Below are 20908 nucleotides of genomic sequence, written 5' to 3' on the forward strand. Positions count from 1 at the left end.
TAGTTGATCGGCAGCTTTTGTTAAATTCAGACAATCGGCAACAACCTGAAATGTCTTGTATTTTCTGAAGTCCATGTTCCCTCACGCCTCTTCCCCTGAATGGAGTTCCTCTATGTCCAAGAATCCTATTTTTTCTTTAAAGCTATATAAAGGTCATTCTCTAAACCGTTATACGTTGGGCCAAAGATGGACAGTCCCTTCAATCAGAAGCTTTCCGTTTCCGGACAATACGATATTCTCGATCGGGGAACGAATCTCCTCTAAACCTACTCGTCTTCCTCGTCCAACACTTTCCGCTAGAGTTAATGTATTCGGAATTACGGATTGTTTCAAGCGGTTCCCATCGATTGGGTGATACGGCACGGCCCTCAGGATCCGCATTGATTAAAGGAACGTTTCAACGAATCGCGGTTTCGATGGCACATGATGTATTTCCTCACTTGGAGGCGCGACCGAATGACATAATACGGAGAAGCAATGAGCCAATCATCGCCTATTTCTTCGGGTGAAGCAAGAGTAACTTGGTTACCCTCGGCATACAGCCTGCGGACAGTCTCAAGCGCTTCGTCAAGACTTCCTCCTCCTATTCCATAGATACACGCACTATACTCTCCTCCTAATCAATATAAAAAGAAAAAAACGCCCCATTCTCCCTTGAACGCGAGAAGATTAGGACGTTTTTCTAATTATCTGGATTGTCTGAATCTTTGTGAATATTCCTTGGCTTGGTCCACAGTCGCCACTCGATTGCGGCTCCATTCCAGTAATATCCGGTCAATATAACGGAAGTGTACTTTACCTGCAAATACAGCTTCTTTGAGAGCTGTCATAATGAGCTCTTCTTTGTACATATCCTTATCCAGCCAACCGCTGATTGTCTCCAGCTCCATTGGCGTTAATGGACGTGCGAATTCTTTTTCGAACGTTGTATAAATATTTTTGGCACTCTCATCAGACGGAATGGATGCACGGATCGTACTTAACTCTGCCATCTGCCGCTCAGCTACCTGTTTGGCTAATTTTTGGTATAACGGTGTAAGATTGTATCGCTCACTGCGTATCCCCGTTATTTCTGCTGTATCCTCATCAATCGCGATGAACTGCTCATGAATCAATTTCTGCAAGCTAGCAATGACCAAATCTGGTGAAGCTGACATGCGGAATTGAATCTCATCCGTGGTTGGAAAGTCGTTCTTTTCCTTTTCCAGAAATGAGATCAAATGAATCAGTGTCATGACTTCAATTTCGCTCAACTGAAGGGCGCGGTAATTTTTGAGAAGAAGGCTTGGGACTCCAACATTCCCTTCCAGAAAGCCGGCCACAAGGACAGCTTCTATCTGCTGCTGTGTACTAGATTGTATACTCATCCGATCCCCTTTCTACCCATGGTCGATAAACCCGGTTACGGGTATAAACGGTATAAGAGACGTGGAAATGGAATTGTTTCGCGCACGTGATCCAAACCACAAATCCAAGCAACCGTACGTTCCAGTCCAAGTCCGAAACCGGAGTGCGGCACAGTACCATATTTCCGAAGATCAAGGTACCATTGATAGGCTTCTTTCGATAACTCATGCTCCTGGAAGCGTTGCTCCATTAGCTCGGGATCATCAATCCTTTGACTGCCTCCAATGATTTCTCCATACCCCTCAGGTGCAATCATATCGGCACAAAGCACGACTTCAGGACGGCTAGGATCAGGTTTCATATAGAACGCTTTAATTTCTGTCGGCCAATGCGTAATGAAAACCGGTGTTTCATATTGAGCAGCAATTGCTGTTTCATGCGGAGCGCCGAAATCCTCACCCCATTTGAATTCATGACCGTTCTTTTGTAAATAGTCTACAGCCTCATCATACGTAATTCGCGGGAAGCTGCCTTGAATTTTCTCCAGCTTCGATGTGTCTCTTTCTAAGGTTTCCAGCTCTGCTCCACAATTCTTGAGCACGGTTTGAACGATATAAGAAACGAATTGCTCCTGTACCTCCAGGTTCTCGACATGATCGACAAAAGCCATTTCCGGTTCAATCATCCAGAACTCGATAAGATGTCTGCGTGTTTTGGACTTTTCTGCCCGGAATGTAGGACCGAAAGAGTACACACGGCCAAGTGCCATCGCGGCTGCTTCCATATAGAGCTGTCCACTTTGTGTAAGGAAGGCATCCTCATCAAAGTATTTGGTATGAAATAAATTCGTTGTTCCTTCACATGAGGAAGGGGTTAGAATCGGCGGATCGACCAAATGGAAACCACGCTCATTGAAAAATTGCTGTACAGCTTGAATAATTTGAGCGCGAATTACGAGCACCGCACGCTGACGTGGACTCCGAATCCACAAGTGGCGGTTATCCATCAAGAAATCAACGCCATGTTCCTTCGGTGTTATTGGATATTCTTCCGTCACTTGGATGATTTCAATGCCTAGGACATCAAGTTCAAAGCCGCCTTTACTCCTCGTATCCTCTTTCACTTTTCCTGTTATGTAAAGCGAGCTTTCCTGTGTTAGCTTAGAAGCGGCTTCCCAGACGTCTTCTCCTACATCACTTTTGACTACAACACCTTGTATATATCCGGATCCGTCTCTTAGTTGTAAAAACTGAATTTTACCACTTGAACGTTTCTTGTTTAGCCAACAGCCAATGGTAACCGACTCGCCGACATGATGTTTAACTTCGCTTATCGTACATTTCATTCTGCTTTTGAACCTCCTTAAAGTTTTCGTGAAAACCTAACTTCCTACTTATATTCAATAAAATCCCGAAACCTCGGCCTACTGAACACTTCTTTATTGTACACTATTTCCATGAGAAAACCTCTATCAAGACCATTCAAAATCAGACCGTTTGTGACTGAATGAGACCAAATGTATCTCGAGCGATCACCCACTCCTCATTCGTTGGGATCACAAGCACTTCCACTTTCGAGCCTTGCTTCGTAATCCGTCGCTCCAGACCTCTCCCTTTGCAGTTCGCTTCTTCATCGAATTCCACTCCGAGGAATGTCAGGCGTTCGCAGACCTTTTGACGAAGCAGCTCAGAGTTTTCTCCGACGCCAGCTGTAAAAACAATCGCATCGATGCCATTCATCGCCGCGGCGTAAGCGCCTATGTATTTGCGCAGCCGATACTCATACATCTCAAAAGCAAGCGCGGCATTCTTATCGCCCGCCTCCAGTGCTTCGACGATCTCCCGCATATCACTGGAGATCCCCGAGATCGCCTGCAGCCCGCTGTGCTTATTCAGCATGGAGCTGATCTCGCCCAGCGTCAAATCCTCCTTGCCCATCGCATAGGGCACGATGGCCGGATCGAGATCGCCGCTGCGCGTGCCCATCATCAGCCCTTCGAGCGGTGTCATCCCCATGCTCGTATCCACCGACTTGCCGCCCATCACGGCGGCGCAGGAAGCTCCGTTACCGATGTGACAGGTAACGAGCTTCAGCTGCTCCAGCGGGCGGCCTAGGAAGGCTGCGGCACGCTCGCTCACGTAGTTGTGCGAGGTGCCGTGGAAGCCATAGCGGCGCACCTTGTGCTTCCGATACAGGGCCATCGGTACCGGATATAGGTAGGCATGCGCCGGCATGGACTGATGGAAGGCGGTGTCGAAGACGACGGCCTGCGGCACGCCGGGCATGTTCGCCTCCACCGCTGAGATGCCGAGCATATGCGCCGGATTGTGGAGCGGCGCCAAGTCGAAGAGCCGCTTAATCTCCTTCTTCACCTCGTCATTCACGAGGACGGAGTTTTTGAAGGATTCGCCACCGTGAACGACTCGGTGGCCGACGGCGTCGATTTCCGACGTGGATACTAGCACGCCGTGTTCAGGGTGCACCAGCAACTCCAGCACCTTGCGAATGGCTGTCGTGTGCTCGAGAATCTCCCTAACCTCATGAACTTCGGCTTTCCCCGTAGGTTCATGTATCAATATTGCCGTTTCCATCCCGATTCGCTCTACTTTGCCTTTGGCGAGAACAGCTTCATTTTCCATTTGGAATAGTTGGTATTTAAGCGAAGAGCTTCCTGCATTAATTACGAGAATATTCACAAACGGTCACCATCCTTGTCATAACGGAAAAAGCCTTCTCCTGTTTTGACTCCTAGATGCCCTGCTCGTACCATTTGTTTCAATAGGAAGGATGGACGGTACTTCATGTCTCCATAATCGCGGAACATGCCTTCAAGCGCTGCATGTACCGAATCTAACCCGAATCGGTCACACATTTCCAGAGGACCATATTTGAAATCATAACCGATCCGCATGGCATTATCGATATCCTCAGCCGAAGCTACTCCTTCGGACAGCGTGTGTAGCGCTTCATTGATCAATGTGCAAATAAGCCTTGTTGTAATGAAGCCAGGCGACTCCGTGACCTTAATACTTTTCTTTAAAATAAGCTCGTCCACAAAACGGCGGGTTTGTTCAAAGGTTTCGTCCGACGTTTTCATCGCTCGGATAATTTCGACGAGATCAATTTTCGCCACGGGATGTAAAAAATGAAGTCCTATCACACGTTCAGGATTCGTGGTGACCGCAGCAATCTCAGTCACGCTAAGAGTGGATGTATTCGTTGCTAAAATAATGGCTGGCGAACAAATTTGATTCAGTTGAAAAAATACATGCTTTTTAGCATTCAAATCTTCCGAAATCGTCTCTATAACCATATCGCAAGCAGCCATATCTTGTAGTGAATCAGCTTTTCTGATTTTGGCTAAAATCAGCTTTTTCTCCACTTCTGTCAATGACCACCGTTCTATTTGCTTATCTAAGCTGACCGCAATCTGTTCCAAGGCTCGGTCGAGCTTATCTGTTGTTTTCTCAACGAGTAATACGTCCAAACCACGGGCAGCGAGCATTTCTGCAATCCCCTGTCCCATCGTTCCCCCACCGATTACACCTATTGTTTTGAATACCATACCACGTTTCTCCTTCTCCCACGCTGCGTCTTACCAACTTCTTAATTTTCCACTTTCTTAATCGATCACATTCTCAAAGAATTCTCAATCCAGTCTCGTCTCGAAAACCCAATCATATCATACAATTTTTGTTCCCCAATTTCATTAGTATACACAAAACATCTCAGCTTTGACACAATTCTTGCTCGTTGGAGGGAGATCAACTAATTATTAAACCCTAATCATTATAAACACTTTATCGAAGTATCTTCGTGCTGAATAGCTCCCATAAAAGTAAACCGCAAATTATCCACAGTTAGTTACTGGGCATAATATGTAACTGCTGCGTGATATCTATCGGTACAGTGCAGTACAATGTTGTACACTTGAGACCGTCGATTCATTCATCCAATCTTGTTCTACATGGAGGTCTCTCAAATCGGAAACCGTCGTCGTATGTGCTCACTTGAGGTTGACAGATGAATGAATCCATTATTCGCGGTTGAATGATGTTGTAAAAAGTGCAACAATTGCTGCCTAAATCTCGCCTTTCCCCCTTCGTTGTTGCATTATGTACAACAATTTGGTCCTATATAGGCCATTTCGCAACAAATGGGCTCGAAAATGTTGTACAAACTGCAACTTCAAGTTGCGAAATAGCCTTTTGGCGTGTGAATTGTTGTAGAAAATGCAACATTGGTTCAACAATAAGTAATCAAAACCTCATTTTCCCCGCGAAAGCCGAATGATGGCCCAGAACATACATGGTTAATAAGCTCCAACATACGAAAAAAACCGCTGGCCACAGGGCCAACGGTCAACTTATGCACTCTTCGTAACAGAATCATCAAACAATTTGCGGAAAGTGTCACCGGAAAGAACTTCTTCCTTCATCAAAATCGCAAAGGAATGGTCGAATACACTACGCTGCTGCTCTAAAAGCTCCTTTGTGCGAATCATGAGCGCATCTAGGATGCTCGTGTTCTCTTTCATGAGTTGATCCTTCGTCACCATATCGCGGTCAATGATACCAAGGGAAGTAAGTCCGGAATCCATCATATTACGAACCATGGAAAGTGATTGCTCGAAATCGTTACGCGAACCTGTACTGCGTCCACCATAGAAGATTTCTTCAGCCGCGGCGCCGCCGAGAGCAATCATGATTTGCTGCTCTATATAATCCTTGGTGTACAAATAATGATCTTTAGGCGGATTATGTCGCACATATCCCAGCGCTTTCCCCCGCGGACTAACGGTAACCTGAGAAACAGAACCAGGGCGAACAATTTCAGCAACAATCGCGTGGCCCAATTCGTGATAGGCGACGCGCTCTTTTTCCTCTTGCGCCGTTTCTTTATCCGTTCTTTCCCCCATCATCACTTTATCAATCGCGGAAGCTAGATGGTGCTGTTCAATAGCTAGTTTATCTTCTCGCATGGCATAAATGGCGGCCTCATTCAGAACGCCTTCTAGCTGTGCACCAGAGAAACCAAAGGTTTGATCAGCGATCATATCCAAAGAAACGCCTTGAGCCAGCGGTTTATTTTTTACATGAATATCTAGAATGGAAAGACGTCCTTTCTTATCCGGTAAGTCCACTTCAATATGACGGTCGAAACGTCCCGGACGCAATAAAGCACTGTCGAGAATTTCTTTGCGGTTCGTTGCTGCAATGATCAAAATACGGGGAGCATCATTCGTATGAATACCATCCATTTCAGTTAATAACTGATTCAGCGTCTGATCGTACTCACGATGTTGACCACCATCACGTTTACCACCGATAACATCAATCTCATCAATAAAAATAATCGCATTGTCTTTGCCCTCTTTAACAGCGCGTGTTCGAGCTTCCTTAAAAAGGTCACGTACACGACTTGCACCGACACCGACGTACATTTCAACAAATTCACTACCTGAAGCGGCCATATATACAGAATTCGTATAATGCGCAGCTGCTTTAGCCATTAGCGTTTTCCCTGTTCCAGGAGGGCCAGTAAGCAGAATCCCTTTGAGTGGACGAATACCTAATTTCTTAATTTCTTCATGCTTGATTAGAAAATCAAGAGCTTCCATCAATTCTTTCTTAGCGCGATCTTGTCCGCCGATCTCATCAAACGTTAAATACGAAGGCGTACGATTTTTGCTTTTACGATCACCACCACCAGTAGATATCCCAGCACCGCCGCGGCCTTTAATCATGTAAAACAAGGAAACACCCAATACACTAACAAACAGGATAGGTATCACATTAACACCTAGGAAAACTAAAAAGATCAGTAGAACCGGTATAAATCCAATCCCAATTTCTTTATAAATTTTACTCATTCGGCCACACTCCTATCTGGGAAGTTCTAGGTAGCATGATGAATTTGGTGGCATCACCATCTGTCAAACGAATATATACATTAGTTTGATCCATTTCACTGTCTACTTTCATATTTGGAACACCCTCAGCGTATTTCTGCAGTGTTGTTGGAATGTCTGCATAATGCTTTGTCTCCATTGCTTGTGCTACCTCAAATAATGCTTTAGACCACCACTGATCCAGTTTCTCAGACGGGTTACTCTTCACATTTATATTCACAGAACGCTTGCCGATTATTGATGCACCTTCTTTATGAATACGTTCAACAACATTTCTTAAATTGGCATCTGGGTTTAGACTAACTTCTATGTCAACTTGGTTATTGTCCAATTTCATCGTTGAGCTCGTTACACCGGGAACCTTGCTAATGATATCAGATAATGGATTCTCCATAGCTAAACTTGTATAAGCGAACCAACCACCGAATAAAACTCCAGCAGAAATTACAACACTCATGACGACAGGTAAGAGACGCAGCTTCATCAGTCAACGTCCCCCTTTCTACACGTATTTTATTGCCTCATTTGCTATACGAAGAGTATATCACGCGATACATACATTAGCTTTATGAAATGAGTGGAAACAACAAAACTCAGCCTAATGCAGGCTGAGTCGGTACGTATCCATATAGAGTCCATCTTTGAATTTGTAATAATCATAGAAATAGCGAATACCGCTATTTTCATTCTTTTTATAGAAAACTTCCCAGACATAGTCATTACCAAGCTTACCTGGCAGCACACGTTCTATTTCAATCTCTGGAGCTTTTTTAAGCACGGTTTCCCGGACTTGCGCTTCGGAGAACGATTCTGCAGTCATCTCAGCGTGTATCCCTTTGTCTGAAACCCAAACGATAACGCCTTGCCCCAGCTTGTCTTCACCATAAACGATTTGAAGCGGTTCATCTCCATAGAAGAAATCCACCTTGGTTGCTTTCGTCATAATACTTTTCTCATAAGCTGTTTCTACCGCTTTGCGCTTATCATCCCAGTGCTCATTCTGAACATTTAAATAAAAGCGACTAAGCACTACACCAAGAGTCAAAATAATAAATACACCGAATGCTATGATCCTTGTTCGCTTCGCATTCATGAACGCCGCTCACCTCCCCAGACGAACTTACAAGGAATCACTTAGCCAATGAGCTTATCAAAGCATTGTTCAAACTCACGCTTAATTTTTTCTTCATCCAGTGTTAAACATTCACCCTTGCGGACAATCCAATTTCCGTCTACACACACATCAACTACATCTTTTGCACAGGCAGAGTAAACAATATGGGAAACGAAGTCCGTCTTCGGAAGGAAATGAGGTTGGTCGATATCCAGTGCGATAAAGTCTGCCTTCATGCCAGCCTGCAGTAGGCCTACATTGTCTAACCATATTGATTCTGCACCCATTTTTGTTCCCATTAGAAGCGCTTCTGCAGCCGGCACAGCTAGAGGATCGCCAGAAACACCTTTGTGAATCAACGCGGCGAGTCTCATTTCTTCGAACATATCCAAGTTATTATTGGAGGCCGCTCCATCCGTTCCAAGCGAAACCTTCACGCCTGCACGAAGTAGTTCAGGAACTCGTGCAACACCGCTAGCAAGCTTCAGATTGCTTCCTGGGTTGTGGGAAATACGAACATCATATTGCTTAAGGATACTGATTTCTTCATCTGTGAGATGAACACCATGCGCGATGAGCGTCGGTCTGCTGAACACGCCATGCTTTTTTAGGTGTGCAACGGGTCTCAAACCGTATTGATCAACATTTCCTTGAACTTCACGACTTGTCTCCGACATGTGGGTATGAATGGGCAGGTTTAAATCATGAGCTACTTGAACAATCCGCTCTATATAGTCTGGTGGACATGTATAGGGAGCATGTGGGGACATCATGGTCGTGATTCTTCCATTCGCACCGCCATGCCAGTTTTTTGCGAACTCGGTGGCTTCCTTCAATTTAGCAGCTTGTACGTCCGGTGGACAAAGACCAATAATTCCTCGGGTCAGCACACCGCGCATACCTGACTCTTCAACGGCCTTAGCAACTTCGTTCATATGGTCATACATATCTACAAAAGTCGTCGTACCGCCTTTAATCATTTCTAGAATAGATAACTGCGTCCCCCACTTCACATCTTGGGCGCTGAATTTAGCTTCCATTGGCCACATTTTCTCTTCTAACCAAATTTGGAGAGCAAGATCGTCACCGTATCCGCGTAAAAGTGACATCGCTGCGTGACCATGGGTATTCACAAGACCAGGCATATAAAGCTTGTTCGTACCGTCAATGACTTCGTCATAATTTTCTCGAGGTTCAGGTATTTCCTCACCGATGTATGTAATCTGGCTGCCCTCTATAACCATACAGCCTTTTATAGACGATTTCGCTTCATTATTTGAAATAAAAAGACCGTTCATAATTAATGTTTTTTTCATACTAAAAATCCCTCTCTATGCTCATTCTATTAAAGACATTGCTTTATAAACTTTACATCTTCGGGCTTGTAAAATCAAGGAAGCCAAATGATGTTAAGAAATTGTTAAATGTCACGGAATTTTCGTTGCTTTCAATGCAATTGTTATGATACTTTTAACTTTGTGAGTTTTTTCTACCATTTGGTCTGTTTATCATAAATATTCGATCAAAAACTAGTACATATAGTAAAATATAGGAGGATTATATGACAACGTTATTCACGAAAAAGAACGAAGTCGATTTCTTGCAGCTTCTCATCCGTGCTGCAGAAAACGCATTGCAAACTGCTCAACTATTTCGCACAGCCATGATGGGTGATAAACCGCCAATTGAGTATGTAAAAGCGATTAACGATTTAGAGCATGCAGGCGATTCCATTACTCACGAAATTTTTAAAGGTTTAAACAAAGTATTTATTACACCGATTGATCGTGAAGATATTATGGTTCTAGCCTCCAAAGTGGATGATGTAACAGACGGTATTGAAGCTACAATTGCTCGTTTCGACTATCTTTCTGTGTCCCATACAGATTCTTATATGAAAGAGTTTTCTGCTGTCATTGTAGATTCTTGCCAGCATATGCTGGATGCGTTCAAGCTTCTAGCGAAGAAAAAATACATGCAAATTCCTGAGCATACGGTTGCTATTAATTCCCTCGAGAATGACGGAGACCGTTTGATGCGCGAAGGGATTCGCCAAATTTTCATCACACGTAAAGACCTGTACGAAGATTTTAAATTAAAAGAAATTTATGAGCGTTTGGAAGAAACAACAGATGCTTGTGAAGATGTAGCCAATATCCTTGATAGCGTTGTACTTCGTTATTCATAAGGCACTTTCGTGTCCATGTTTACGAAGAAAGTTTTCCAAATGGAAAACTCTTAGGAGGAAATCATGTTAACTTATTTAATCGTTATCGTTGTGCTTGCCTTACTTTTTGATTTCATTAATGGATTTCACGATACGGCTAATGCGATTGCAACTTCCATTTCCACACGTGCATTAAGCCCGCGTGTAGCCATCGCAATGGCCGCCACACTCAACTTTGTCGGAGCCATGGTTTCCTCTAAGGTGGCCAAAACCGTTGGAGGAAGTATAGCGAACCCAGCCAAAATTGAAAACGGTGTTGAAATCGTCATTGCTACCTTACTTGCGGCTATCATTTGGAACTTGTTGACCTGGTATCTGGCGATTCCCTCATCTTCTTCGCATACACTCCTTGGTTCGCTAGCTGGAGCTGTTATCGCTGGCGCTGGGGTCCATTCGGTGAATTGGAATGGTTTTACTCAAATTATTATCATTTTGGTACTATCGCCCATTATTGCTTTCGCCCTAGGTTACCTAATTATGATTTTGATCAAATACATCGTATTATGGTCAGGCAACACATCTAGATCGAAGCTAAATCGCATATTCCGTACCTTGCAAATTTTATCCGCGGGATTACTTTCATACTCCCATGGTGGAAACGATGCACAAAAAGCAATGGGGATTATCGTTTTCGGATTAGTAGCGGCCGGTGTTCAAACGGATCTGGAAGTACCGCTTTGGGTGAAAATCTCCGCAGCTTTGGCTATGGGACTGGGAACGTCCATCGGTGGATGGCGAATTATTAAAACCGTTTCAGGAAAGATTGTTAAAATCGAACCGATTAACGGCTTTGCATCGGACTTAACGTCAGCACTTGTTATTCAATTCTCAACTCATATTGGTAAACCATTGTCAACAACACATGTTATTTCCTCCGCGATTATCGGAACAGGCAGTGTCATGCGTTTCCATGAAGTTCAATGGGGCACGGTTGGACGCATGTTGATCACTTGGGTTATTACGATTCCAATCAGCATCGCTCTCGCATTCTCGATCTACTTCGTTTTGTTCAGACTCATTTTCTAAAAATAAAGGCACGACCCAAGCAAATCGGGTCATGCCTTTTTCTATTCCAAATAATAAGCTAAACTTTGCAATTCGGTTGTAAAATCCGCATGATGCACTCGAACTTCGGGAGGAACCTTAATAATGACCGGAGCAAAATTCAATATCGCTTCAATCCCGCAGTCTACGAATTGATTGGCTACATTTTGAGCTTCGTTCGCTGGAACCGTAATGATGCCGATGCGAACGCCTAATTCAGATAAAACACTCTTCATCTCATGCATCGGTTGAACAATGAGATTGTTGATCGATTCCCCTGCTTTGCTTGGCATTGCATCAAAAACAGCGACAATTTTCATATCATTCCGTAAGTAAGTATTATAATTGCATAAAGCACGGCCTAGGTTACCCGCTCCAACAAGAGCAACTTGAATATGGCGATCCAACTTCAGGATCTGTCTAATCTTCTCAATTAGATAAGCAATATCGTAACCGATTCCCTTTTTGCCGAATTCCCCGAAATAAGCCAAATCCTTGCGAATCTGTGCCGGATTCAGATCGAGTTTTTGACCCAAATCCTGCGAAGATACCGTCGAAACATTTTTCATTGCAAGTTCATTCAGAAAGCGTAAATAAATGGGCAGCCTCCGAACGACGGCTTCCGATATTTTTTGTGTTTTCAACTTTACGCCTCCCCCATCCACTCTTCAATCCTAGGTAACATTTGCTCGGTCGTCATATGTTCTATCTTCGGACCAGGCAATGAATAAAGGAAGTGCTTGCCATAATACGTATCAATGACACGAGTATCATAGATGATAACGATGCCTTTATCGGATGCACGTCTGACAAGTCGCCCAAAGCCCTGCTTAAATCGAATGACAGCCTGTGGCACAGAAAATTTCATAAATGGATTCTCATTGCGTTTTTTTATATTTTCACATTTCGCCTCGACAAGAGGATGATTTGGCGGTTGAAACGGCAGTCGTATAATCGCAAGACAGCTTAGCGCATCTCCTGGAATATCGACACCCTCCCAGAACGAGCTGGTGCCCAGTAGAACGCACATTTTGTTATCTTGGAACATCCGGGTCAGTTTACTCCGATTGCCGCTATCAACCCCCTGCCCGAGCACGGTAATTCCATGTGGCTTCAAGAGATCCTTCATACCAGCATAAATTTGCTTAAGCATACGATTCGAAGTGCACAAAATCAACATACGTCCTTTGGTAATTCGCGCAACATCACTAAGCGACTCAATAAGTGCGTTGATAAAAACAGGATCACCGGCACCTTTGATTGTTGGGAAGTTCCGAGGAATGACGACGAGAGCTTGTTCTCTATAATTAAATGGAGACGGCAATTGAACGGTTTTCAGCTTGCCCGATTCTTCATCCTCAGGGATAACTAACCCTAATTGATCCGCTGAATATTGAAAAGATTTATTAACAGACAACGTCGCGGAGGTCAGGATAATACTGTCTTTAGTCTCAAAGAAATGCTGCTGCAGCAGACCACTTACATCCGTTGGCACCGAAACAAGCTGCAGCGACTTTGATTTGGCATAGGTGCCCGCTTCCATCCAATACACATAACCCTCATCGGCCATTTTCATAAAAAAGTGCAGGGCATCTCGATGGTTGTACAATTCCTTTACCGTGCCATTCAAATCGGTGACTAAACCTTGGACCCCGAAAACTTCCTGCATGTCCTTCACTTCATTTAACAATTTATCCAGCGTGCGGAGTAAATCATTCGCATTCAAATAAATATTGTCTTCCATGATCAGAAGCTCTCGCCACTCGGGTGGAAGCGTTTCGGGCTTCATCCGCAGTACGTACTGTGAGTTTTCAGACTGCGAAGGATCGCTCCTAGAAGATAACAGTTCATAGAGCGCTTCGCTGAGCCGATCCCAATCCTCTTTGATTTGCACAATTTTGGGAAAGAGCCCGTCAATGGTTTGACTCCAAGCAGCCGCGCGTTCCGGCTGCTCATCCGATTTCTGCAATCGAAACCGCAGCATCGGTAATTGGCCGCTTCGATTATCTTTATAAAGCCATAGCAACGAATGATAAAATGCGGAAGAATGCAGCTCAATACCAAGATGTTTACTGGCCACTTCTTCGAAGTGATGAGCCTCATCAATGACAAGGTGCTTGTAAGACGGTAGAAGACGGTTCTCAGCCTTCATATCCGTGAAAAGGAGGGAATGGTTCGTAATGATCACATCGGCCGTATTGGCGTCATTCCGAGCGCGATGATAGAAGCACTTCTTGTACCAAGGACACATGCGATTCAAACAAGAATCAGTGTCACTTGCAACCGAATACCAGAATTGAGCACCCTTATTTCCAAAATGCAGCTCCTCTTCATCTCCATGCTCCGTCTCACTCAGCCATACAACCATTTGCGCTGCCGTGATCGGATCTTCCTTGCCATTCTCGTAATCACGTGTTGTTAGCTTTGTCTCAAATTTACGCAAGCATAAGTAATGACTTCTGCCTTTGAGTACAGCAGCTTTGAATGGGATAGGGAAAATCTCCTTCAAGAGAGGAATATCCCGCTCACGGAGTTGTTCTTGCAAGTTAATCGTATGCGTAGAGACGATCACTTTCTTCTCATACTTGATGCCATAATAAATAGATGGTATTAAATACCCTAGTGACTTCCCTGTCCCGGTTCCCGCTTCAATCATCAAATGCTGATCCTGCTCGAGTGACTTTTCAACTTCCCGGATCATCTGCTCTTGGGATTCGCGGTCTTCAAAGATCTCGAATTTTTCTCGTAAGGCTGTTTTCAAACCTTGATGGAACTCTGTAAAAGAAGAACCTAAACCATCCGCATCGGAGTCTTTGCGCGTATCTTCCTCATCACCCCAATCGGTGACACCCAGCGTAAATTGCCTGAAATATCGATTCGTATCCATATCCACACTGGTGATAGACTCTTTGTAGATGCATATTTCATCGAGGAACCAGCCTAAATCGCTGTTGCCGTTTTCGAAAATATGCTGCAAACGTTGAATCGTTAGAAGTGGCAACCCAAGCAAGCGTTCCAAACAAATTATCCATATGGCTGCCGTTACTTCCGCATCACTATCCGCCTGGTGTGGCCTTTCATGATCAATACCAAACAAACCGGCTACCATGCTGAGTTGAAGACTCGAAATCGATGGAAATAGGATGCGCAGCAAATCCATCGTATCCAGCACACGTCCTGTGAAAGGCGGGTATCCTGTTTTCGTGAGTCCTTTTTGCAAAAAGGATAAATCAAAAGCCGCATGGTGCGCCACAAGTACACAATCAAACAACAGCGGAAACATATCCGCCATGACTTGGTCAAGTGGGGGAGCATCAACAACCATGTCTTCCGTAATCCCTGTAAGTGTTGTAATCGAAGAAGGTATACTTACCCCTGGTTTGACCAGAGAAGTATACCTGTGAGTAATTTGAAATTGATCTATAATGACGAGTCCAACCTGAATAATTTCATCCGCAGGCTGACTTCCTGTCGTTTCAAAATCCAAAACTGCAAATTTCATGACGTGTATCTTCAACCCTTTCGTCCTGCACTTCTCCTAGCATACCAAATCTTATTAGGAAAAGGGAATACCCAGTTAGCCGCTTCCGTTTTAGGATTCGTCCAAATTGATCAGCGGCTCCATGCAAGAAGGATCAGTGTGATACGCTTTTTGAAAATATTCAAAGGCTTTTTCCATATTCTGATTTTGCACTTGAATGCAGCCCATTGCGTTGTAGGAAATGGCCTTCATCTTGGTATTGTCGGTCAAGGGCAAAAGGAACTTGAAGTGTTGATACGCTTCTCCAAACTCCCCTTTGCGCAAATGACCCATCGCTAAATATACCCTAGCTAGCAAGAAATCCGGCTGCCTTTGAATCAGCACTTGGAATTCTTTGATCGCTTGATCGTACATATAAAGCTTGTAATATCCCTGGCCCCGCATGAATTCATCCGTCTGCTTTCCCGACACATCTAGATCCATCAGCTCATCATGAAGGGTTTGGGTACTCATCGGTACGGCCCCATAAAACTTTCCCAATTTCTCCTCAAAAAGCAGCCACGCTTCGATGAACTCATCGCTCATCGTTTTCAACACCTGCAATTGTTCGTCGAGCTCCGCCTTTTTTTCCACGTCACTATTCGGATATTCTTTTTGGATTTCTTCCAAAACCTCGTTCATTGTGGAAAATAAATGCTTAAACATTTGGCATCCCACCTTTGCTTCGAAAGCTTATCCTCATTCTTTGTAAACAGAGCCGATTTCATGCATGGAAGTGATCCCTCTTAAAGGATGGTGGAATGCTCTTCTTCTTTGAGAAGCTGCGCAACTTTATTATTATCACCCATAATGGCAATCGTTGGTTGATGCTTCTTCGCTTCTTCATCGGTCATCATCGCATAAGAAATAATAATAACCGTATCACCGGTCTGAACTAACCTAGCCGCAGCCCCATTTAAACAAATCACACCTGTGCCGCGCGGCCCCGGAATAATATAAGTTTCGAGACGTGCACCATTGTTGTTGTTCACGATTTGCACTTTCTCATTCGGCAGCATACCAACCAAATCGATCAAATCTTCATCAATCGTAATGCTTCCGATATAATTCAAATTCGCTTCCGTAACGGTTGCCCGGTGGATCTTAGCTTTCATCATTGTTCGAAACATGGAAGTCACTTCCCTACTTGTAAAATTAAATTATCGATCAAACGCGTTTTGCCGAATTTGACAGCCAAAGCAATGATAATAGAATGGGTATGATGGCTATTTTTAAAAGGTTCTAAAGTCGGATAAGCTAGTACCTCTACATAGTCAATGATGGCTAAAGATGAAGTAGCAATATGTTGGCTGACCAAACTTTCAAGCTCCTGCGGCGTGAAAGCTGTATGTGATTCCACAAATGCCTTTGCTTTCTGTAAGGATTGAGACAAAACTAAAGCTTCCTTACGCTCTTCCTCAGAAAGATACACATTGCGCGAGCTCATAGCAAGCCCGTCTGCTTCACGCAATATAGGACATGGAACAATCTCGATGCCGAGATTGAGATCCTGCACCATTTGCTCAATGACAGCAACCTGCTGGGCATCCTTCAGGCCAAAAAAGGCTTGATCAGGCTGTACAATATGAAACAACTTGCTAACGACAGTTGCGACCCCATCAAAGTGTCCAGGCCGCGATGCTCCGCAAAGTCTAGAGGTAAGACCTGTCACACTGACCGTAGTGCGTGTCGGTGACGGATACATTTCGCTCACTGATGGCATGAACACTAGGTCAACGCCTGCGGCTTCAGCTAATTGCAGGTCCCGCTCCGTATTACGCGGGTATCGCTCGAAATCCTCACCTGGACCGAACTGGAGCGGATTAACAAATATACTTAGCACGACAAGTCCACTTTGAGCACGTGCTTTGCGCAGTAAACTAGCATGACCTTCGTGTAAATAGCCCATTGTGGGTACAAACCCAACGGATTGGTCGTTCTTGCGTCGATAGTCCTTTATGCGAGAACGCAAATCAGCAATTGAATGAATCACTTCCATTGTCTGGATCGCTTCCATGCCTCTCACTTCTCCTTATCGCCATATAAGTATTCAACAACATCATTGTCCATATGAAACGTATGCTCTGGCGCAGGGAATGCCCGTGCTTTCACTTCTTTCACATATTCCCCAATACCTGCACGAATAGTTTCCCCTATATTCGCGTATGCTTTTACAAACTTTCTGGCAGCACTGTCAGAACCATACTGGAGAAGATCATGATAAACAAGTACCTGGCCATCGCAATGAATCCCAGAACCAATTCCAATTGTAGGAATTGATAGCTGCTTTGTTATCCACTCAGCTAGTTCATCAGTCACCAGCTCTAAGACCACAGCAAAAGCTCCCGCTTCCTCAAGAGCCTTAGCGTCACTGAGCAGTTTCTCCGCTTGTTCGGAGCTGCGTCCTTGTACACGGAATCCACCAAGTTGATGTACGGATTGCGGAGTTAAACCCAAATGTCCGACGACCGGCACACCGGCCTCCGTAATCGCTTTGACAGTTGCAGCAATCTCAGCTCCGCCTTCCAGCTTAACCGCCTTTGCTCCACCCTCTTGCATTAATCGGGCAACACCACGAAATGTTGAGTCCAAGCTTCCATGGTAAGTCAAGAAAGGCATATCCGCTACAATGAACGTATTTGAAGCTCCACGCACCGCGGCTCGCGTCTGGTAAACCATATCATCCAGTGTGACAGGCAGGGTTGAATCGTAGCCTAGTACTACATTCCCCAAAGAATCTCCTACAAGGATGACATCAATACCAGCCTCTTCCGCCAAGCGGGCTGAGGGATAATCATAAGCAGTTACCATTGTTATGGGAACGCCATCTTGCTTCATTTTTCTCATCTTAGCTGTCGTAAGCGGCTTACGTTGTTCCATTGTTATCCCAGCTTCCTCATATAAAATAAAAAACCTTTTAGCTAAGAGCTAAAAGGATCGCATGCAGAAAGAATCCAATGATCCCTCTGTCTCGGTCCCATAAGGCTCAGAGCAGAATCCAACATCTTGTTTCAAGTCCTATTCCTTTGTAAAAAAAACTACCAACGTCAAGCTGCAAGTGCAGTTCCTTTAAGGATACCGCCTTGTCTTGCTATTATACCAAATGTTGCTTCCATTTGATACCTTTACTTCAGTTCAATATCTCCGGAATAGATCTTTATTTTCTCTCCAGCTTGCGTTATTACCGTTAATGCACCTGAATCATCCAACGAATCAGCGATGCCTTCAATGACTCCTGAAGGTGTATTCGTACGGATTGGACGCTTCAAAGTTACACTAAGAGCCTCCCATAGCAAACGGATTGGTGCGAAGCCCTTCTCCATATAAAGCGCATAAAGATCTTCAAATTCTAAAAGAAAAGCTTGTACCAAACTTTCTCTTGGGATGTCAGTGCCCGATTCAATCGCAAGTGAGGTCGCAATATTCCGAAGTTCCTCGGGATAATCTTCCCTTTTCAAATTTACACTGATGCCAATCCCTGCAACCACATACTTGAGCCGTTCATCTTCCCCACTGCTTTCAAGTAAGATGCCGCTTACCTTCTTACCTTTAATTAGAAGATCATTTGGCCACTTAATGCCGATGTCTACCTGGCAAACCTTTTGGATGGAGCGACACAGCGCTACCGCACTAAGCAGTGTTAATTGAGGCATGAAATAGACCGGAATGCGCGGCTTTAACACAAGACTCATCCAGATCCCTTTACCGGCCGGAGAATGCCACGTGCGCCCCATTCGGCCTCTTCCAGCTGTCTGTGCCTCTGCCAGCACAATCGTGCCTTCAGGAGCACCTGATGCAATGAGAGCGTGGGCAATCGTCTGTGTAGACTCAACTTCCCCGTAAACATGAATTTTTTGGCCAAGTACCTTGGTTTTTAAACCGCTTAACAATTCGTTCACTTGCCATGAATTAGGCTTGCTCCGCAATCGGTACCCTTTACGAGGCGCAGCTTCAAATTCATAGCCTGCCGATCGAAGCTCTTCAATATGCTTCCAGATCGCGGTGCGGCTAACGTTAAGTCGGCGGCTGATTTCCTCGCCGGAAACGTATGCTTCCGGGAACTCTTGGAACAGCTCTAATATACGTTTGTTCATACGATTTCACTCACGATCTATCGGGAATTTAAGGATGGGCTATAGTGTGCAGGAATGTTGTAATTTTTACAACAATTCATCCTCCCAAAGGCTAATTTGCAAGTTGAAGTTGCAGTTTGTACAACATTTCTAGCCCATTTGTTGCGAAATGGCCTTTTTAGGGACAAATTGTTGTACATTATGCAACATCGAAGGGACAGAAGCCGGATTTAGGCAGCAATTGTTGCAATATCTACAACATCAATCTACAGAGATTATGGATTCATTATTATATCATCATCATTCAAATAATAAAAAAACCGCGCTGCGCTGCTACTTCGCAGCACGCGCGGCTAGTAAAAGAGATTCTCGCTCGTTCGGAATTTCACCGAGCGCGGTTCGTTCAAGCAGCTGCTGCAGCAGTATGCCCATCCATGGGCCCGGCTGCCGGCCAAGCTCTTCCGCCAAATCCGTGCCGGATATGGCGAGTTCCTTCAGGCTGAAGCAGGGAACCTCCTTCAGCCAAGCATCCCCGCGGCGCAGCAGCTCCGGCGCGGCGGTTTGCAAGAAGCGCGCGAGCTCGCCGCGCTGCTCAAGGCTTTGCGGCAGCACGCTCAGCAGCCGCAGCAAAGCGCGGGCAGCGGCTTCGCCGCGGCGCACCGCGCCAAGCTTCCAGACCCGCTCCAGCGGAGCCGGGTCTGGAACCATTGCGGCGTTCTGCGAAGCGCCGCTCATAAGCTGCGCGGCAACAGCCTCGCGCAGGGCCAGCACCGCCACGACCGCTTCGCAATCGGCGCGGGAGAAGGTCAGCTCCTGGAGCGCCGTGCGGACCGTGTCCGCCGGCATCTCCAGAAGCATCAGCAGCATGGCCCAGCGGTCATGCTGCCCTTCCAGCGCGCTGACAGCGTCCAGCGCGTCATCCCACGCGAGCCAGCGCTCAAAAGGCAGCGGCAGCTGCTTTTTGAGGTGCGCCGTGAGGCGGCTCGCCAGGAGCAACCGCACAGCCCGTGCGGGGGCTGTGCCTTCGACCATGCGCTGCAGCTCGCTGCGCACGCGCTCCATAGCGATGTGGCGCAGCAGCGGAGCTTGCGCAAGCAGTGCTTGCCAAGTGCTTGATTCGACCTCCAATCCATAGGTCGAGGCAAAACGAACACAGCGAAGCATGCGCAGCGCATCTTCGCCGAATCGCTCCTCTGCAGCCCCTACGCAGCGCAGCACACCTAGTTCCAGATCCTTCTGCCCTGCAAAAGGATCCAATACAACGCCCACCGCGTCCATCGCCATAGCGTTCATCGTAAAATCGCGCCGCTTCAAATCCTCCGTCAAATCCGAAATGTATTCGACAGATGTTGGGCGGCGGAAGCCCTCATACTCCGTTTCCTTCCGGAACGTCGTCACCTCATAGGTCCCCTGTGACAGGATGACGGTTACAGTGCCGTGCTGCAGCCCTGTCGGCGCTGTCCGCGGGAAACAAGACATAACCTGCTCCGGCAATGCTGACGTCGCAATGTCGATATCCTTAATCGGTCGGCCTAGCACAGCATCACGAACGCAACCACCTACAAGATACGCCTCATACCCAGCTTCTGTAAGCTTAGAGAGAACTAAGGAAGCACCACGATCTATTACTTCTATTTTAACAACATCCGACATGTTACTCCTAACCTGCTAA

At 45.5% G+C, this 20908-nt stretch carries 19 protein-coding genes; 2 read left to right on the forward strand and 17 right to left on the reverse strand.

Translation table 11 applies throughout. The annotated features are described in order from the left end of the window. Positions 1-168: 168 nt before the first annotated feature. The 9 genes from GC102_RS40740 to GC102_RS27315 all read right to left on the reverse strand — a co-directional run bounded on the left by GC102_RS40740 (position 169) and on the right by GC102_RS27315 (position 9688). Entirely contained in the window at positions 169-381 is a 213-nt protein-coding gene (locus GC102_RS40740) for an S-methyl thiohydantoin desulfurase domain-containing protein (RefSeq protein ID WP_376769412.1), read from the reverse strand. Between the two features lie 305 nt (positions 382-686). Continuing rightward, positions 687-1367, reverse strand: coding sequence for a DnaD domain-containing protein (locus GC102_RS27280; RefSeq protein ID WP_171692333.1), 681 nt, complete (start codon positions 1365-1367; stop codon positions 687-689). A 35-nt stretch (positions 1368-1402) separates the two neighbouring features. After that, complete coding sequence (gene asnS, locus GC102_RS27285; RefSeq protein WP_171692334.1) at positions 1403-2692, reverse strand: asparagine--tRNA ligase; 1290 nt, start codon at positions 2690-2692, stop codon at positions 1403-1405. Positions 2693-2834: 142 nt separating this feature from the next. Continuing rightward, a complete protein-coding gene (locus tag GC102_RS27290; protein WP_171692335.1) occupies positions 2835-4043 on the reverse strand; it encodes an acetate/propionate family kinase in 1209 nt (402 codons plus the stop codon). Beyond that, the gene (locus GC102_RS27295; protein ID WP_171692336.1) at positions 4040-4912 is read right to left on the reverse strand and encodes a 3-hydroxyacyl-CoA dehydrogenase family protein; all 873 of its coding nucleotides are present in this window, start codon (positions 4910-4912) and stop codon (positions 4040-4042) included. The genes GC102_RS27290 and GC102_RS27295 overlap by 4 nt, the downstream gene beginning before the upstream one ends. Positions 4913-5713: 801 nt before the next feature. Next, positions 5714-7219, reverse strand: coding sequence for an AAA family ATPase (locus GC102_RS27300; RefSeq protein WP_171692337.1), 1506 nt, complete (start codon positions 7217-7219; stop codon positions 5714-5716). Beyond that, positions 7212-7742: a hypothetical protein gene (locus GC102_RS27305; RefSeq protein WP_171692338.1), complete on the reverse strand. Its 531-nt coding sequence runs from the start codon at positions 7740-7742 to the stop codon at positions 7212-7214. The genes GC102_RS27300 and GC102_RS27305 overlap by 8 nt, the downstream gene beginning before the upstream one ends. Positions 7743-7856: 114 nt before the next feature. After that, positions 7857-8351, reverse strand: a complete 495-nt coding sequence (locus tag GC102_RS27310) for a cell wall elongation regulator TseB-like domain-containing protein (protein ID WP_171692339.1) — start codon at positions 8349-8351, stop codon at positions 7857-7859. Between the two features lie 41 nt (positions 8352-8392). Next, positions 8393-9688 carry an amidohydrolase gene (locus GC102_RS27315; RefSeq protein ID WP_171692340.1) on the reverse strand — a complete coding sequence of 432 codons (1296 nt, stop codon included), beginning with the start codon at positions 9686-9688 and terminating at the stop codon, positions 8393-8395. Positions 9689-9933: 245 nt separating this feature from the next. Between GC102_RS27315 and GC102_RS27320 the strand changes: the two genes are divergently transcribed. Both GC102_RS27320 and GC102_RS27325 read left to right on the forward strand, forming a co-directional pair. Further along, positions 9934-10560, forward strand: coding sequence for a DUF47 domain-containing protein (locus GC102_RS27320; RefSeq protein ID WP_057301770.1), 627 nt, complete (start codon positions 9934-9936; stop codon positions 10558-10560). A 63-nt stretch (positions 10561-10623) separates the two neighbouring features. Further along, the gene (locus GC102_RS27325; RefSeq protein ID WP_171692341.1) at positions 10624-11625 is read left to right on the forward strand and encodes an inorganic phosphate transporter; all 1002 of its coding nucleotides are present in this window, start codon (positions 10624-10626) and stop codon (positions 11623-11625) included. 41 nt (positions 11626-11666) lie between these two features. Here the strand turns inward: GC102_RS27325 and GC102_RS27330 are convergent, their stop codons facing one another. The 8 genes from GC102_RS27330 to GC102_RS27365 all read right to left on the reverse strand — a co-directional run bounded on the left by GC102_RS27330 (position 11667) and on the right by GC102_RS27365 (position 20889). Next, positions 11667-12287: a redox-sensing transcriptional repressor Rex gene (locus GC102_RS27330; RefSeq protein ID WP_171643351.1), complete on the reverse strand. Its 621-nt coding sequence runs from the start codon at positions 12285-12287 to the stop codon at positions 11667-11669. A gap of 2 nt (positions 12288-12289) precedes the next feature. Continuing rightward, positions 12290-15145 (reverse strand): ATP-dependent DNA helicase DinG, 3'-5' exoribonuclease type, encoded by a 2856-nt coding sequence (locus GC102_RS27335; RefSeq protein WP_171692342.1) that lies wholly within the window; start codon positions 15143-15145, stop codon positions 12290-12292. A gap of 90 nt (positions 15146-15235) precedes the next feature. Beyond that, positions 15236-15829 carry a tetratricopeptide repeat protein gene (locus GC102_RS27340; protein WP_171692343.1) on the reverse strand — a complete coding sequence of 198 codons (594 nt, stop codon included), beginning with the start codon at positions 15827-15829 and terminating at the stop codon, positions 15236-15238. 80 nt (positions 15830-15909) lie between these two features. Continuing rightward, on the reverse strand, positions 15910-16293 hold the full coding sequence (panD, locus tag GC102_RS27345; protein ID WP_171643354.1) for an aspartate 1-decarboxylase: 384 nt from the start codon (positions 16291-16293) through the stop codon (positions 15910-15912). A gap of 5 nt (positions 16294-16298) precedes the next feature. Further along, positions 16299-17162, reverse strand: a complete 864-nt coding sequence (gene panC, locus GC102_RS27350; protein WP_171692527.1) for a pantoate--beta-alanine ligase — start codon at positions 17160-17162, stop codon at positions 16299-16301. Positions 17163-17185: 23 nt separating this feature from the next. Beyond that, a complete protein-coding gene (panB, locus tag GC102_RS27355) occupies positions 17186-18043 on the reverse strand; it encodes a 3-methyl-2-oxobutanoate hydroxymethyltransferase (RefSeq protein ID WP_171643355.1) in 858 nt (285 codons plus the stop codon). Between the two features lie 245 nt (positions 18044-18288). After that, positions 18289-19257 carry a biotin--[acetyl-CoA-carboxylase] ligase gene (locus tag GC102_RS27360; protein WP_171692344.1) on the reverse strand — a complete coding sequence of 323 codons (969 nt, stop codon included), beginning with the start codon at positions 19255-19257 and terminating at the stop codon, positions 18289-18291. Positions 19258-19569: 312 nt separating this feature from the next. After that, entirely contained in the window at positions 19570-20889 is a 1320-nt protein-coding gene (locus GC102_RS27365; protein WP_171692345.1) for a CCA tRNA nucleotidyltransferase, read from the reverse strand. Between the last annotated feature and the right edge of the window lie 19 nt (positions 20890-20908).

This window comes from Paenibacillus germinis (assembly GCF_013141785.1).
GTDB lineage: Bacteria > Bacillota > Bacilli > Paenibacillales > NBRC-103111 > Paenibacillus_E > Paenibacillus_E phytorum.